Below are 15,737 nucleotides of genomic sequence, written 5' to 3' on the forward strand. Positions count from 1 at the left end.
TGGCTGTCACGGTGGAGGCGTACGACGACCTGAGGTGCGGGCATGGACAGTGGCACGGGAGCGGCGCGACGGGCGGCCTACGGCGGCCCGCAGGAGGCCGCGGACCGGGAACGCTGGCCGAGGCGCCGTTTCGTGGGGGCGCTCGGCGGCGTGGCCGCGGGATCGGCGCTGGCCGGCTGCGGTGGTGACGGTGATCCGTCCGGCGCCCGGGAGGCGCCGCGCGGCGCACCGCCCCGGCAGTCGTCGTCCGCTGCTCCGACGTCCGCCGCTCCGATGGCCTCGCCCGATCCTTCGTCCGATCCCTCGCCGGGCCTCTCGGGCGCCCGCCCGCTGTACCTGGGCACCTACACCTCCGCGCAGGGCGGCGGGAAGGGCATCGGCGTCGCCTCGTACGACAGCGCCTCGGGGCGGATCACCGGGAAGGGGACGATCACCGGGGTGCCGGACCCGTCCTACCTCGCGGTCCACCCGGACGGCGCAACCCTGTACGCGGTCGACGAACGCGATCCGGGCGCGGTGACCGCGGTGCGGCTGTCCGACGAGCAGGTGCTGGGCAGCCGGGCCACCGGCGGGGCCGGCACCTGCCATCTGACCGTCCACCCCGGCGGGCGGTGGCTGCTGAGCGCCGACTTCGGCTCGGGCACCGTGGCCGTGCACCCGATCGACGCCTCGGGGGCGCTCGGTGAGCGCACCGACATGGTCCGGCACTCGCGTCCGGCGCCCCTGCCGGGCAGGCAGGGGCCGCACGCCCACCAGGTCGTCACGGCCCCGGACGGCGGACACGTCCTGGCCGTCGACTTCGGCACGGACACCGTGTACAGCTACCGCCTGGACGACAGGACAGGCACCCTCACGGAGGTCTCCCGGGCGCAGACCCGGCCGGGCGCCGGTCCGCGCCACCTCGCGTTCCATCCGGGCGGCCGGCACGCCTACCTGGCGAACGAGGCCGACGACACCATCGTGGTGTGCGCCTACGAGCCGTCGAGCGGCCGGCTGACGATCGGGCGGCCGCAGTCCACCGGCTCGACGGCGGAGACCAACTACCCGGCCCAGCCGGTCGTCACGCCGGACGGCGCGTACGCCTTCCTCGCCAACCGCGGCGACGACACCGTCGCGCGCTACACGGTGGAGGCCGACGGCGCCCGGCTGCGGCTGCTCGGCACGACGCCCGTGGAGGGCGACTTCCCGCGGCAGATCGCCCTTTCCCCCGACGGAGGGCTGCTGTTCGCCGCCAACCAGCGCTCCGGCACGGTCAGCGTCTTCCGGGTGGACGTCACGAACGGCGGGCTCCGGCTCGCCGGCGAGCCGTTCGCCTCACCCGTCGCCGTCTGCGCGCTGCCGGTGTAGGGCGCGCGGGCAGGACGCGGCGGCCGCCTGGGCGAGCAGGACGTGCATCCGCTCGGTGAGCCGGCCGACGTCGTCGGCGGGAGCGTGGAAGGGCAGCCGTACGTCGCCGTGGGCGCGGGCGCGTTCGACCCGCAGCGTCAGCCCGTGCCGGTCCACGGCGAGCGGCCGCACGCGGACGGCGCCGTGCAGGCTGTCCGGTGGGACGAGCCGGGTGAGCCGCTCCACCGCGTCCGGGTGGGCGTCGGCGAGATGCGTGAGCAGCCGGGCCTCGGCGGCGGCGAGGGGGTCGGGGCGGGCCTGCGCGAACTCGTCGAGGGCGACGACGACCGCGCCGGTTGGCGGCCGGAAGACGACACGGGTGGCCCGGAAGGCGAGACGGTCGTCCTCGGGGGTGAACCAGCCGGCGAGCCAGAGCCGGGCGCGGACCCGGTGGCGCACCGGAACGGGCGCGACGTCGGCGAACTCCAGCACGGCGGACGGCTCACCGCGGGGCGCGCGGACCGCCGCCGCGAGCAGAGCGCTGTCCTCGGGGACGCGCAGGACCACTCGGCCGTCGTCGTCCACGGTGTGCGCGCCGGCGAACTCCTCGCGCCCGCCGTCCGCGGTCACCGCGCAGGACCATGCGGTGGCGAGCACCGAACGGGCCCGCTCGGCGGTGGCGGGCACCGCGGCCCAGCTGTGGCTGTCACCCATCCCGAAACCTCCTAAGGTAAGCCTTGCCTAACCTATCGGAGTTCGGTGCTCGCGCCAACCACCGCCCCACCGGCGAACACCTCGACGAGAATCGCCCGTCCCGACGGGCCGTTAGCGAGCCCCCGACGAGCCCCGACGGACCTCGACGCACGTCACCCGACCCCCCGGTGATCACCCGCAGCGGATCGTCCCGCAGAGGATCAGCCCGTGGAGGATCAGCCCGGAGGGGCGATGACCCCCAGCAGCGCCCTGGCGCACAACTCCCTTACCTGCTCACGGGAGAGCTCCGACCCCCGCAGCCACTCCAGGCAGACCGCCGTGGTGAAGGCCAGCCAGCCGCGCACGGCGAGCCGTACGTCGGGGCGCTCCCCGAAGACCCGGCCGAACTCGGAGTCGGCGCCGAGGGCCGTCAGCATCTGGCGCTCCTGCGCCGCGAGCGCCCGCTGGTAGACCTTCCGCACGGCCTGGTCGCCGGCGGCGTCCGCGCGGTGGAACGCGCGATAGCCGTGCGCGTGGGTCTCCACGTACTCCAGATAGGTGTCGAGGCCGGACACCAGCTGTTCGCGGACGGGGACGCCGGGCACCGCCGCCGTCATACGCAGCATCCGCTCGCTCTCACGCTCGACGACCGCCGCGAAGAAGTCCCGCTTGGTGGGGAAGTAGTGGTACAGCAGGCCACGGGAGACCCCGGCGATCTCGGCGACCTGCTCGATCCACACGTCGTCGTACGGGCTCTCCGAGAAGAGCCGCGCGCCGACCGAAAGGAGCTGTTCCCTGCGCTCCTCGGTGCTGAGCCGGCGTCGGATGCGCCCCTCCCCCTGGTTCGCGGCCATGGCCGCACCTTACTTGACGCCGGTTCGACGGCGGCACCAGACTGAAGCGCGTTATTGAACCCATGTACAACATGCTCAACCTGCCGCTGCATCGAGGGAGATCGCGTCATGGCGGAGACGGGGACGACGGGAACAGCGGGGCCGGCGAGGGCAGAGGGGCCGGCGGGCTCGACCGGGTCCCCGCGGAGCGCGGCGGCGCCGCAGCAGGCGGAGGCGACCGGTGCGACGACCGCGCATGCCCTGCCGAAGGGGTTCCGCAGCGCGGAGTACGGCTGGCCCGAGTTGGCTCGCATACCGCATCCGCCGCACCGGATCCCCCTGCTCGGCGACCTCCTGGGCGCGAGCCGGCGCACACCCTTGCAGGACTCCCTTCGATACGCCACGGAGCTGGGCCCGATCTTCCGCCGCAAGGTGTTCAACCGGGAGTTCGTGTTCGTCGGGGGCGCGGCGCTCGCCGCCGACATGGCGGACGAGACGCGGTTCGCCAAGCACGTGGGACTGGGCATCGCCAACCTGCGCCCGGTGGTGGGGGACGCCCTGTTCACGGCGTACAACCACGAGCCGAACTGGCAGTTGGCGCACGACGTGCTGGCCCCGGGGTTCAGCCGTGAGGCCATGGCCGCCTACCACCCGATGATGCTGGACGTGGCGGCGCGGCTCACCCGCCACTGGGACGCGGAACTCGCCGCGGGCCGGGCGGTGGACGTGCCCGGGGACATGACCAAACTGACCCTGGAGACGATCGCGCGCACCGGCTTCGGGCACGACTTCGGCTCCTTCGAGCGCGCCCAGCCGCACCCCTTCGTCACGGCGATGGTGGGCACCCTCACCTACGCACAGCGTCTGAACACCGTGCCCTCCCCCGCCCTGGTGTGGCGGGCCGCGCGCCGCAACGAGGCCGACATCGCCTTCCTCAACCGCACGGTCGACGATCTGGTGCGGGCGCGCCGGTCGGCGGGCGGCGGGCAGGGCGACCTGCTCGACCGGATGCTCGACACCGCCCACCCCTCGACGGGCGAACGGCTGTCGGCGCTGAACGTGCGCCGCCAGGTCGTCACCTTCCTGGTGGCCGGCCACGAGACGACCTCGGGCGCGCTCTCCTTCGCCCTGCACTACCTCTCCCTCGACCCGCGCCTCGCGGCCCGCGCCCGCGCCGAGGTGGACCGGGTGTGGGGGGACACGGCGATGCCCGGCTACGAGCAGGTGGCGAAGCTGCGCCTGGTGCGACGGGTGCTCGACGAGGCGCTGCGGCTGTGGCCGACGGCGCCCGCGTTCGCGCGCGAGGCCACGGCGGACACCGTGCTGGCGGGCGAGCACCCGATGCGGCGCGGCGGCTGGGCGCTGGTGCTGACCCCCATGCTGCACCGCGACCCGGAGGTGTGGGGGCCGCACCCCGAACGCTTCGACCCGGACCGCTTCGACGCCCAGGCCGTGCGCGCGCGTGCCCCGCACACCTACAAGCCCTTCGGCACCGGCGCGCGGGCCTGCATCGGACGGCAGTTCGCGCTGCACGAGGCCGTGCTGGTGCTGGGGCTGCTGCTGCGCCGCTACGAGTTGCGGCCGGACCCCTCCTACCGGCTGAGGGTCACGGAACGGCTGACGCTGATGCCGGAGGGTCTTCGGATGCGTCTGGAGCGGCGCACCCGGACGTCGTCCGACGGTCCGGTCGACGGACGCGTCGGCGGGCATGACGACGGGCATGACGACGGACATGACGACGGACATGTCGGCGGCCCGGTCGGCGAAGGGTGCGAAGCGCCCGGCTCAGCGCCGCGCTGTCCAGTGCGCGGGGCGGGCGACTGACTCCGGCAGGCGGGTGCCCGCGCTCCCCCTAGCCGCGTTCAGCTGCGGCTGGGTCAGGAAGAACGCGCCGGTCAGATCGGCGTCCGTCAGGTCGGTGTCGCGCAGGTCGGCGCCGATCAGGTCCGCTCGGCGCAGGTCCGCGCCGGTGAGGTCGGCGGCGATCAGACAGGCGCCGCGGAGGTTCGCGCCGTACAGATCGGCGCCCTTGAGCCGGGCGCCCACCAGGTCGGCGCCCCGCCGCTCCTTCCCGCGCCCGGGTATGCCGGACCGGACCAGTTCGCTGGTCCTCAGCAGCAGCACGTTGACGTCCTGACGGTGGGCGGGCACGTCGAGCGCGGCCAGCTCGTCCGGGGAAAGCCGGGTGAGCTCGTCGGTGCGGTCGAGGAGCCGGCGCAGCTCGCCGTGGACCGGACGGGCGGCGGGGAGGGCGAGCGCCTCGGCGAGATACCAGAGAAGTTCGTGGAGCTGCCGGACCACCGGGAACACCTCGGACATGCGCCGGGCCTCCGCGCGCGAGGCCGTCCTCCGGTCCCGGCCGCCGAAGGTGACCTGGGAGACCTTCTGCCCGGCGCCGAAGCAGTCGTAGACCGTGCAGCCGGTGAAGCCGGACTGCCGCAGCCGCGCGTGGATGCCGCACCGGTGGTCCTCGCCCAGGTTCGGGCACGGCGTCCCGGCGGGCTTGTCGATCGCGAAGTCCGCGGAGCGGGCGAAGGGCAGGGCCACGCAGCACAGTCCGAAGCAGTTCTCGCAGTCGCCGCACAGGTCGGCCCGCTCCACCGTCTTGTCTCGCATGCGGCCAGCCTACTGACCCGGCGGACTACCGGTTGAACAGCTCGAACGCCACGGCAGGCCGCCCGCCGAACCTCTCCCCCGCGGACGTCGCCACTCCGGTCAGGAACTCCCGCGCGTAGGCCTCAGGCGTCTCGTCGGTCAACGCCTCGATGTAGGCGCGGTGTTCGAGCAGCGAGGCCACCGCACGGTCCAGGCCCGCCGACGCGTCCACGGCGTGGGTGGGCGTCGTGGACCCGGCCACGGCGACCCAGCGCACCCCGTTCCAGGGCTGCAGACCCTGCTCGACGAGTTCGGGGAAGATCCAGCGGTTGCCCGCGTCCCCGGCCGCGTCGAGGACGGCCCGGCCGACGGCGACGTGGTCGGGGGTGTTCCAGGCGACCCCGCCCCAGGTGTCACGGTGGTTGAGGGTGATCACCAGTTCGGGACGGTGCCGGCGGACGGCGGCGGCGATGTCACGGCGCAGGGCGGGACCGTACTCGACGACGCCGTCGCGGTGATCGAGGAACTCGACCGACGAGACGCCCACCACGGCCGCGCTCGCCCGCTGTTCCCGCTCGCGCAGCGGGCCGCACTCGGCGGGCGCGAGGGTGTCGATGCCCGCCTCGCCGCGGGTCGCCAGCACATAGCCGACCTCGCGGCCGGCGTCGGTCCAGGCGGCGATCGCCGCGGCACAGCCGTACTCCAGGTCGTCCGGGTGCGCCACCACGGCAAGGGCGCGCTGCCAGTCCTCGGGCATGGGCTGGAGCTGGGGGATCCTCGGCTCGGTCATCCCCGCAGACTATCGGTCACCGTGCCCTCACGCCTCGTCACGGGCGAGGGCGAGCAGGCGGTCCAGGACGCGGGGACCGCCGGCCCGCACGCCGTCGTGCTCGAACTCGTCGGTGACCCAGGTGCGCAGCCCCCGGATCGCCCGCGCCGTGCGCAGCGAGTGGGCGGTGTCGACGTACAGGTCGTCGTGGTAGACCGCGGCCGCGACCGGCACCTCGTTGGCGGCCAGCCGGGCGGGGTCGTACAGCGTCGGCCAGTCGGTGCGGGCGGCGAGGAGTCCGGCGGTCTCGCGCAGCGGGCGCAGGGCGGGGTCGGTCTCGAACATCCAGGGATGGATCGTTTCTCCAGTGAGGAGCAGCGGACCGTCTCCGGTGAGCGTCTTGGCGGCGTCGAACTGGGGGAACTCGGCGCGCACCCGTTCGGCCGACCAGTCGGTGGGGCGGGCGCCCTGCCCGTAGATCGCCTCGTGGACGAGGGCGTAGAGCGGGTGTCCCGCGAACGAGAGCAGGCCCTGCACCTCCTCCTGGAAGGCGTCGGACAGCTCGGGGCCCCGGGGGGTGGTCACGAACGCCTCTTCGAGGAGGTGGTGCAGTCGGTGGCTGCCCTCGCCGCCGCCGAGCAGGATGCCCAGCGTCTGGAACGCCTCGACGGTCAGCCGGTAGCCGGTGGGGAGGGTCACCTCGTGGTGCAGCAGGTGGTCGGCGATGCGGCGGACGCGCTCGACGTCGAGCGGGTAGCGGGTGTAGTGCGCGGCGGTCTTGCGCTCCATGCGCGGATAGGCGGCGCGGTAGACGTCGTCGGCGTGGGCGTCGAGGGACGGCAGCCCGCCGGTGATCAGGACGGCGGCCAGGCCCTCCGGGGCGAGCGAGAGGTACGTGACCGCGCAGAAGCCGCCGAAGCTCTGGCCGAGGACGGTCCAGGGGGCGCCGCCGGTGACCTCGCGGCGGATCAGCTCGGCGTCGCGGACGATGGAGTCGGCGCGGAAGTGGGCGAGGTAGTCGGCCTGTTCGGCCGGACCGCCGCGCAGCGGAAGCGTCTGGCGGTTGGCCGGGGTGGAGTGTCCGGTGCCGCGCTGGTCCAGGAGCAGGACCCGGTACTCCTCCAGTGCGCGGTCGAGCCAGGCCGGCCTGCCGACGAACCGGTGGGCGCCGAAACCCGGCCCGCCCTGGAGGTAGAGCAGCCACGGCAGGTCCTGGTCCGCCTTGCCGCTCGCGACGACCTCACGGGCGTAGAGCCCGATCGTCTCCCCGGCCGGATCGGCGTGGTCGAGGGGCACGGTGAAACGGCGGTCGGTGAGGACGACGCCGGGCTGACGGTAGCTGACGGACAACGAAGGCTCCCGGGACGATCGGTGTGCGGACCGCGGCCCAGTTCAGCACATGTCCGGGCGGCGCCCGAGCCCGGGGGATCATGCACGGCGCCGTACGGCCGCCCGGCGCCCTGCTGAACGCCTGTTCAGTACGCTGCTGAACGGGGGTTCAGCAGGGTGAGCGGTGCGCCGTTCGACACGGGGACGGTACGCCGCTCACCGTGCGGACAGGCTGGACCTGCGCACCACCAGCTCCGGTTGGAGCACCACCCGGCGGTGTTCGTGCGCCCGCTTCCCGCCCCGGTCGTCCTCGGCGCCTTCCTCGGTCTCCTCCAGCAGCATCTCGGCGGCCAGGGCGCCCATGGTCACGGCGGGCTGCCGCACCGAGGTGAGCGGGACGGCCGCGGCGGCGGCGAACTCGATGTCGTCGTATCCGACGATGGCGAGGTCGTCGGGGACGGCGACGCCGGCCGCGTACATGGCCTGCAGGACGCCGAGGGCGAGCAGGTCGTTGGCGCAGAACACGGCCGTCGGACGGTCGGCGAGGCCGAGCAGCCGGGCGCCCGCGTCGCGTCCGGCTGCGACGTCGAGCCGCTCGGTGGGCAACTCGCGCAGGCTGTCCGGGCCGAGGCCGGCCTCGGCCAGCGCGTTCAGCGCTCCGGTGCGGCGGTCGCGGACCTGGGTGAAGCCCGGCGGGCCGCTGACGTAGGCGATCGAGCGGTGTCCGGCGTCGATCAGATGCCGGACGGCGAGCGCGCCGCCCGCCACGTCGTCCACCGACACCGAGCACTCGGCCGTGCCCTCGGAGACCCGGTCCACCAGCACGAAGGGGATGCCGTGCCGGCGGAAGGACTCGATGTTGCGGCCGGTGGCGTCGGCCGGAGTGAGCAGCACGCCGCGCACCCGCTGCTCGGCGAAGAGCGACAGGTACTCGGCCTCCTCCCCGGCGCTCTCGGCGCTGTTGCAGACCATCACGCCGAGGCCGGCGTCCCGGGCGGCCCGCTCGGCGCCGCGGGCGACGTCCACGAAGAAGGGGTTGCCCATGTCGAGGACGAGCAGACCCATGATCCGGCTGCGTCCCGCGCGCAGTTGACGGGCGGACTCGCTGCGGACGTACCCGAGGCGGTCTATCGCCGACAGCACCCGGGCGCGGGTCTCCGTGGCGACCGTGTCCGGGCGGTTGATGACGTTGGACACCGTGCCGACGGAGACTCCGGCGGCACGCGCGACGTCCTTGATACCCACCGACTGGGCCATCAGGCGGGAACCTCCAGGTGAACGGGGCACGGCGGGACGGCCTTCACATTACCGTCACGCCGTCGCGCCGCCGCCGGCCGAGTCGGTGCGCCGGTCATGCGGGCAGCGCGAAGTCGACGACGTGGAGCGCCGAGGGGGTCGTCCCGCTCGACTTCTCCTGGTACATGAACGAGAGCACGTTGTCCGCCCCGACCCTCGTCTCGTCGACGACGACCTCGCCGAACGCGTTGAGGCCGCCGCCGTCGAAGAGCACCGTCCAGTCGGTGTGGCCGGAGGCCTTGGAGGCGCCGGCGATGCGGCCGAACGGAAAGATCGCGTAGGCGTTGTCGTACTTGTCGAGCACGAGCTTGGTGCGCTGGCTGGAGCCGAGGGCGACGGGGATCTCGGTCTTCTGCCAGCTGCCCGAGGCGTTCTTGCGCAGGTGGAAGGCGCGGCCGCTTGCGGTGCGGTCGGCGACGTAGTTCGTGGTGCACTGGCCGAAGCGGCCGGGGACGTAGCTGATGATCGCGTGCGGCCGGCCGGCGGAGTCGGTGGCCTGGCTCTCCTGGTTCATCAGGGAGTGGTCCGGATCGAGCGCGTCCACGACGAGCCCGCCGTCGGTGACGGCGACCTTGTCGGAGCCTCCCGTGGCGCCGACGGCGGCGCCCGCGTCGTTGCGCCAGGTCCGGCCGCGGTCGTCGGAGTAGACGTAGCCGGTGTCGTGGTTGCTGATGCCGCCGCCGGAGCACATCACCGCGCCGTTCTGCTCGCGCCAGGTGAAGAGGGAGTGCAGCCGGCCGGCGCCGTCGTAGTCGATGCCGTGCAGGTACATGTTGCGGGCGGTGGAGGAGCCGTGCCGGCTGGTGTAGGTCCCGGTGGAGGACGACCACTCGCCGAGGTTCGTCCACGTCGAACCGTCGTACTCGGCCAGGGCGTTGCGCCCGTTGCCGGAGACGCCGGCGCGGTAGCTGAGCTGGAGCCTGCCCTCGGGCGTGGACACGAACTGCGGGTAGGTGAACTGGGGGGTGAGCGCGAGGCCGTCGAGGGTGGTCTGGACGGCGCCGAAGACGGAGGAGGTCCAGGCGGTGGCCGCCGGGTCGTCCAGGAGCCCGGCGACCGACTTCACGTAGAAGAAGCCGTCGCTGTGGGAGTCCATGTTCAGGTGGAGGCGGCCGTCGCTGCGGGAGACGCCCATGGAGATGACGTTGTGGGAGTCGCTGGACTTGAGCCGGTGCGGGAGGGTGACCGTGGGCCAGGTGGTGTCGCCGAGGACGCGGCGGGCGACGACCGCGTTCCCGGTGGAGGTGTACCAGGTGGCGTACTGGTGGCCGTTGTAGGTCAACAGCCCGTTCTTCTGGAACGAGTTGTTGTTGACCAGCCCGTCGTAGGACACGAAGAACACGGCCTGCGCGTCGAGTCGGCTGGTGCCCTTCCGGGTGACGGAGGGGCCGGGTGTCGCGGCTCGTGCGACGCCCGGCGCCGCCATGGCGGCCAGCGCGGCGGACGCGAGCACGGTACGTCTTCTCATCGTTTGCGGCTCCTGCGGTGGTCAGGCGAGGTGGAAGACCTCGGTGAGGGGTTTCATCGCTTCATCGGGCCGGGCGCCGTCCGTCGACTCGAAGAACGGCGCCATCTCCGCCTGCCAGCGGGCGTTGACGTCGGTGGCCTCCATGCCCGCCCGGGCGGCCGCGAAGTCCTCGGTCTCCAGGTAGCCGACGAGCAGTCCGTCCTCGCGCAGGAAGAGCGAGTAGTTGTGCCAGCCGGTGGCCGAGAGAGCTTCGAGCATTTCCGGCCACACGGCGGCATGCCGCTCGCGGTACTCGTCGAGGCGGTCCGCCCGGACCTTGAGCAGAAAGCAGACACGCTGCATCAACAGCCCCCTGGGGGATCAGAAGTTGAACTGGTCGATGTTCTTGGCGTCGAACACGGTCGGCTTGCCGAGGCTGATCACGCCGTCCTTGCCGATGGTGTACGTGGTGCCGCCGGCCTTGAAGGTCTCGCCCTCCTTGCCGCTGATCTGGCCCGAGACGAGCGCCACCGCGGTCTGCGCGGCGAGCGCGCCGAGCTTCGCCGGGTCCCACAGCTCGAAGGCGTCGACGGTGCCGTTCTTGACGTAGGTGCGCATGTCGTTGGGGGTGCCCAGGCCGGTCAGCTTGACCTTGCCCTTGTACTTGGAGCCCGACAGGTACTGGGCGGCCGCCTTGATGCCGACGGTGGTCGGGGAGATGATCCCCTTCAGGTTCGGGTACTGCTGGAGCAGGCCCTGCGTCTGCTGGAAGGACTGCTGGGCGTCGTCGTTGCCGTAGGCGACCTTGACGAGCTTGACGTCCTTGTACTTCGGGTCGGCCAGCTCCTTCTTCATGAAGTCGATCCAGACGTTCTGGTTCGTCGCGGTCTGCGCGGCCGACAGGATCGCGATCTCGCCCTTGTAGCCGATCTGTTCGGCGAGCAGCTGGACCTCGGTGCGGCCGAGGTCCTCGGCGGAGGCCTGGGAGACGAAGGCGTTGCGGCAGCCGGGGTTGGTGTCGGAGTCGTAGGTGACGACCTTGATCTTGTTGCTCATGGCCTGCTTCAGCGCGGTGCACAGCGCCCCCGGGTCCTGCGCGGACACGGCGATCCCGTCGACCCGCTGCTGGGTGAGGGTGTTGACGTACGACACCTGCCCGGAGGTGTCCGTCGCGCTGGACGGGCCGACCTCCTTGTAGCTGGATCCCAGCTCCTTCAGGGCCGTCTCGCCGCCCTTGTCGGCGGAGGTGAAGTAGGGGTTGTTGACCTGCTTGGGCAGGAAGCCGACGGTCAGGCCCTTCTTGGTGGCCGCGTTCGGGTCGGCCTTGCCGGCGGAGGCGGCCGCGCCGGTGCTCTCGTTCTTCACGTCCTCCTTGGTGGTGCCGCCGCAGGCGGTGGCGGCGAGGGCGAGCGAGGAGACGGCGACGAGGGCCGTGCAGGCACGGCGGAGCGATGACTTGCGCATGATGGTGTGGGTCCTTTACGAGGCTGGGCGGAGCGGGTTACGACGTCGGTGTCGAGGCGGCTGCATTGCGGCCCGCCCTCGCGACGGAGATCTGCCGTGCGACCCGGGGGCCGAGCACGGAGACGACGAGCAGGACGCCGGTGACGACGATCTGCGACTGGGCGGAGACGTCCTGGAGGCTCATCACGTTCTGCGCGGCGCCGAGCAGGAAGACTCCCGCGACCGCGCCGCCGAGCGTGCCCTTGCCCCCGTCGAAGTCGATGCCGCCGAGAAGGACGGCCGCGATGACGGAGAGTTCGAGGCCGGTGGCGTTGTCGTAGCGGGCGCTGGCGTAGTGCAGCGCCCAGAAGACGCCGGTGAGGGAGGCCATCAGGCCGGTCACCGTGAACAGGATCAGCTTGTGCCGCTTGACCCGGATGCCGGCGAACCGGGCGGCCTCCTCGCCGGCGCCGATCGCGAACAGCGAGCGTCCGAACGGCGTGGCGTGCAGGACCACCACCGCGATCGCGAGCAGCACGACGAAGGGCAGGAAGGCCTGCGGGAGGAAGGTGTCCCCGAGCCGGCCGGCCGCGAAGTCCAGGTACTGGGTGGGGAAGTCGGTGACGGCGTCGGAGCCGAGGACGATCTGTGCGATGCCCCGGTAGGCGGCCAGGGTGCCGATGGTGACGGCGAGGGAGGGCAGCCCGAGGCGGGTCACCAGCTGGCCGTTGACGAGCCCGCAGACCACGCCGAGCAGCAGGCAGACCGGGATGATCGCCTCGATCGTCATGCCCTGGTTCCACAGGGCGCCCATCACCGCGCCGGACAGTCCGGCCGTGGAGGCGACCGACAGGTCGATCTCGCCGGAGACGACCAGGAGGGTCATCGGCAGCGCGACCAGGGCGATCGGCAGGGTGTTGCCGATCAGGAAGGACAGGTTCAGCGCGTTGCCGAAGCCGTCCACGAAGGTGAAGGAGAACAGCAGCAGGACGATCAGGAGGGCGCCGACGACCCCGTCCCACCTGAGGGCGGGCCGGCGGCTCTCGCGGGTGAGCGGCTCAGGCATCGTGAGCGTCTCCCTTCCTGACGGTGGTCCGCGCGGAGCTCTGCGCGGCCTGGACGGGGGTCTGCGCGGCGGCGGTCCTGGCCGCGGCCGACTTCCTCTTCAGCGCGGACGCCACGCGCACGGCCACGATCCGGTCGACCGCGATGGCCAGCAGGAGCAGGACGCCGTTGATGGCGAGCCCCCAGACGGAGCTGACGCCGAGGGCGGGCAGGACGCTGTTGATGGAGGTGAGCAGCAGCGCGCCGAGGGCCGCGCCGTAGACGCTGCCGGAGCCGCCGGTGAACACCACGCCGCCGACCACGACCGCGCTGACGACGGTCAGTTCGTAGCCGTTGCCCGTGCTGGAGTCGACGTTGCCGAACCGGGCGAGGTACATGGCTCCCGCGAGGCCGGCGAGGCCGCCGCAGAAGGTGTAGGCGGCGAGGATCCGCTTGCGGACCGGGATGCCGGCCAGACGGGCGGCCTCGGGGTTGGAGCCGAGTGCGTACAGCTCGCGCCCGCTGCCGTAGTGCTTGAGGTAGTAGGCGGTGGCGACGAGGACGACGAGCGCGATCAGCGCGAGCCAGGGGACGGCCGAGACTCCGCCGGAGCCGAAGTCCACGAACGAGCCGGGCAGGTCGGCCGCGGTGATCTGCCGGGAGCCGACCCAGATGGAGTCGACGCCGCGGATGATGTACAGGGTGCCGAGGGTGACGACGAGGGCGGGCACCTGGCCGAGGCTGACCAGCAGGCCGTTGAGGAGCCCGAAACCGACGCCCAGCAGGACGGCCAGCACGATCGCGATCACCGGGTCGCCGCCGCCGTGCAGGTACGTGCCGGCGGCGAAGGCACTGATGCCGAGGGTGGAGCCGACCGACAGGTCGACGTTGCGGGTGATGACGACCAGCGACTGGCCGGTGGCGACCAGCACCAGGATGGTCCCGTTGAGCAGGAGGTCCTTGACGCCCTGCTCGGACAGGAACTCGCTGTTGCCGGCCTGCGTGACGGCGATCATCACCAGGAAGACGGCCAGGATGGCGAGTTCGCGCATCTTGAACACGCGGTCGACGAGCCGGGCGCCGCCGCCCCGGGGCGCCTCGGCGACGGGGGCCTGTTCGGGAGTGGTCACCGTCATGCGGCGGCCCTCCCCGTGGCTGCGGCCATCACGCTCTCCTCGGTGGCTTCGGTGCGGGCGATCTCGGCGGTGAGCCGGCCCTCGTGCATCACCAGCACGCGGTCGGCCATGCCGAGGATCTCGGGCAGGTCGGAGGAGATCATCAGGACGGCGACCCCGTCGGCGGCCAGCTCGGACAGCAGCCGGTGCACCTCGGCCTTGGTGCCGACGTCGATGCCGCGGGTCGGCTCGTCGACGATCAGCACCTTGGGGCCGGTGGCCAGCCACTTGGCGAGGACGACTTTCTGCTGGTTGCCGCCCGAGAGCGTGTTGACGGTGTCGGCGATCCGGGCGTACTTCACCTGGAGCCTGACCGCCCAGTCGAGGGCGCGGCTGCGCTCGGCGCCGCGGTCCATCAGACCGGCCTTCACGGTGGTGCGCAGGCCGGTGAGGCCGATGTTGCGTTCGATGGACATGTCCATCACCAGACCCTGGGCGCGCCGGTCCTCGGGCACCAGGGCGAGGCCGGCGGTCATCGCGGTGGAGGGCGCGCCGTTGGTGAGCGGGCGGCCGTCCACGACGACCTCGCCGGCGTCCCAGCGGTCGATGCCGAAGACCGCGCGGGCGACCTCGGTGCGGCCGGCGCCCACGAGTCCGGCGAGGCCCACGATCTCACCGCGGCGGACCTCGAAGGAGACGTCGGTGAAGACGCCCTCGCGGGTCAGCCGGCGGACGCTGAGGGCGACCTCGCCGGGCGTGACGTCCTGCTTGGGGTAGAGCTCGTCGAGGTCGCGGCCGACCATCCGGCGGACCAGGTCGTCCTCGGTCATGCCGTCGACCGGCTCGCTGGCGATCCACGCGCCGTCGCGCAGGGTGGTCACCCGACCGCAGATCTCGAAGATCTCCTCCAGCCGGTGGGAGATGAACAGGACCGCCGCTCCCTGTTCGCGCAGGGTGCGCACCACGCCGAAGAGGCGGGCGACCTCGCTGCCGGTGAGGGCCGCGGTCGGCTCGTCCATGATCAGGACACGGGCGTCGAAGGAGAGCGCCTTGGCGATCTCGACGATCTGCTGGTCGGCGATGGACAGTCCGCGCGCCGGCCGGTCGGGGTCGAGGTCGACGCCGAGGCGCTTCATCAGGGCGACGGTGGCCGCGCGGGTGGCCTTGTGGTCGATGCGGCCGAGGGCGCGTCGGGGCCGGCGGCCCATGAAGATGTTCTCGGCGATCGACAGGTCGGGGAAGAGCGTGGGCTCCTGGTAGATCACGGCGATGCCGGCGTCGCGGGCGTCGCCGGGGCCGTGGAAGACGACGGGCTCGCCGTCGAGCAGCACCCGGCCGGCGTCCGGTCGGTGCACCCCCGCGAGGGTTTTGATCAGGGTCGACTTGCCCGCGCCGTTCTCGCCGGCGAGGGCGTGGACCTCGCCGGGGAACAGCTCCAGGGAGACGCCCCGCAGGGCGCGTACGGCGCCGAAGGACTTGGCTACGTCCTTCAGCGCCAGCACCGGGGCAGGTCCCGTGTCGGACGGGTGGGTCATGGGTGGCTCCTCGACGACGTCCGCGGACCGACGCCCCGGGGGGGCCGTCACGACGACGTGAAAGGTTTCAACTGGATTGCCGGGACGTTAGGCATCGCGGGCTTGTCACGTCAATGGGTCCGTGTCGAAAATCTTTCGATAGTCGTAGGTCACGCGGCGGTCACGGAAGGCGAGCCAGGCCCGGGGGCTTGACACTCCCCCGACGGGCTCATAGCTTCCCGTTCTGAATCGTTTCATCAGCAGCAGGTCCGGAAGCGTCCTCGGAAGGCTCTGGCAGCCGCTGCGGATGTACTTCCGGACCGATGTCACAGG

General features: G+C 72.4%; 14 protein-coding genes. 2 read left to right on the forward strand and 12 right to left on the reverse strand.

What is annotated here, in order from left to right; translation table 11 throughout:
* Positions 1 to 42 precede the first annotated feature (42 nt).
* The gene (locus IE239_RS11230) at positions 43 to 1,347 is read left to right on the forward strand and encodes a lactonase family protein (RefSeq protein ID WP_190149098.1); all 1,305 of its coding nucleotides are present in this window, start codon (positions 43 to 45) and stop codon (positions 1,345 to 1,347) included.
* Here IE239_RS11230 and IE239_RS11235 read toward each other — a convergent pair.
* Positions 1,315 to 2,040, reverse strand: coding sequence for a DUF2470 domain-containing protein (locus tag IE239_RS11235; RefSeq protein WP_190149099.1), 726 nt, complete (start codon positions 2,038 to 2,040; stop codon positions 1,315 to 1,317). The genes IE239_RS11230 and IE239_RS11235 overlap by 33 nt on opposite strands.
* Before the next feature lie 215 nt (positions 2,041 to 2,255).
* Positions 2,256 to 2,873: a TetR/AcrR family transcriptional regulator gene (locus IE239_RS11240; RefSeq protein ID WP_190149100.1), complete on the reverse strand. Its 618-nt coding sequence runs from the start codon at positions 2,871 to 2,873 to the stop codon at positions 2,256 to 2,258.
* Positions 2,874 to 2,981: 108 nt separating this feature from the next.
* On the opposite strand from IE239_RS11240, the gene IE239_RS11245 reads away from it, so the two are divergent.
* Positions 2,982 to 4,676, forward strand: coding sequence for a cytochrome P450 (locus tag IE239_RS11245; protein ID WP_190149101.1), 1,695 nt, complete (start codon positions 2,982 to 2,984; stop codon positions 4,674 to 4,676).
* On the opposite strand, the gene IE239_RS11250 is transcribed toward IE239_RS11245, so the two are convergent.
* The 10 genes from IE239_RS11250 to IE239_RS11295 form a co-directional block, all read right to left on the reverse strand.
* Entirely contained in the window at positions 4,638 to 5,468 is an 831-nt protein-coding gene (locus IE239_RS11250) for a pentapeptide repeat-containing protein (RefSeq protein WP_190149102.1), read from the reverse strand. The two genes, IE239_RS11245 and IE239_RS11250, sit on opposite strands and share 39 nt — an antisense overlap.
* A gap of 25 nt (positions 5,469 to 5,493) precedes the next feature.
* Positions 5,494 to 6,237, reverse strand: coding sequence for a PIG-L deacetylase family protein (locus IE239_RS11255; RefSeq protein WP_190149103.1), 744 nt, complete (start codon positions 6,235 to 6,237; stop codon positions 5,494 to 5,496).
* A 27-nt stretch (positions 6,238 to 6,264) separates the two neighbouring features.
* Entirely contained in the window at positions 6,265 to 7,566 is a 1,302-nt protein-coding gene (locus IE239_RS11260) for an alpha/beta fold hydrolase (protein WP_190149104.1), read from the reverse strand.
* A gap of 195 nt (positions 7,567 to 7,761) precedes the next feature.
* Positions 7,762 to 8,802 (reverse strand): LacI family DNA-binding transcriptional regulator, encoded by a 1,041-nt coding sequence (locus tag IE239_RS11265; protein WP_190149105.1) that lies wholly within the window; start codon positions 8,800 to 8,802, stop codon positions 7,762 to 7,764.
* Positions 8,803 to 8,896: 94 nt separating this feature from the next.
* A complete protein-coding gene (locus IE239_RS11270) occupies positions 8,897 to 10,309 on the reverse strand; it encodes a BNR repeat-containing protein (RefSeq protein WP_190149106.1) in 1,413 nt (470 codons plus the stop codon).
* A gap of 21 nt (positions 10,310 to 10,330) precedes the next feature.
* Entirely contained in the window at positions 10,331 to 10,651 is a 321-nt protein-coding gene (locus IE239_RS11275; protein ID WP_190149107.1) for an L-rhamnose mutarotase, read from the reverse strand.
* 18 nt (positions 10,652 to 10,669) lie between these two features.
* On the reverse strand, positions 10,670 to 11,752 hold the full coding sequence (gene rhaS / locus IE239_RS11280) for a rhamnose ABC transporter substrate-binding protein (protein ID WP_190149108.1): 1,083 nt from the start codon (positions 11,750 to 11,752) through the stop codon (positions 10,670 to 10,672).
* Positions 11,753 to 11,789: 37 nt separating this feature from the next.
* Positions 11,790 to 12,797, reverse strand: coding sequence for an ABC transporter permease (locus IE239_RS11285; protein ID WP_190149109.1), 1,008 nt, complete (start codon positions 12,795 to 12,797; stop codon positions 11,790 to 11,792).
* On the reverse strand, positions 12,790 to 13,911 hold the full coding sequence (locus tag IE239_RS11290; protein WP_229878029.1) for an ABC transporter permease: 1,122 nt from the start codon (positions 13,909 to 13,911) through the stop codon (positions 12,790 to 12,792). Before IE239_RS11290 ends, IE239_RS11285 begins: the two co-directional genes overlap by 8 nt.
* Complete coding sequence (locus IE239_RS11295; protein WP_190149110.1) at positions 13,908 to 15,425, reverse strand: sugar ABC transporter ATP-binding protein; 1,518 nt, start codon at positions 15,423 to 15,425, stop codon at positions 13,908 to 13,910. Before IE239_RS11295 ends, IE239_RS11290 begins: the two co-directional genes overlap by 4 nt.
* Positions 15,426 to 15,737: the final 312 nt, after the last annotated feature.

The organism is Streptomyces humidus (assembly GCF_014649655.1).
Lineage (GTDB): Bacteria > Actinomycetota > Actinomycetes > Streptomycetales > Streptomycetaceae > Streptomyces > Streptomyces humidus.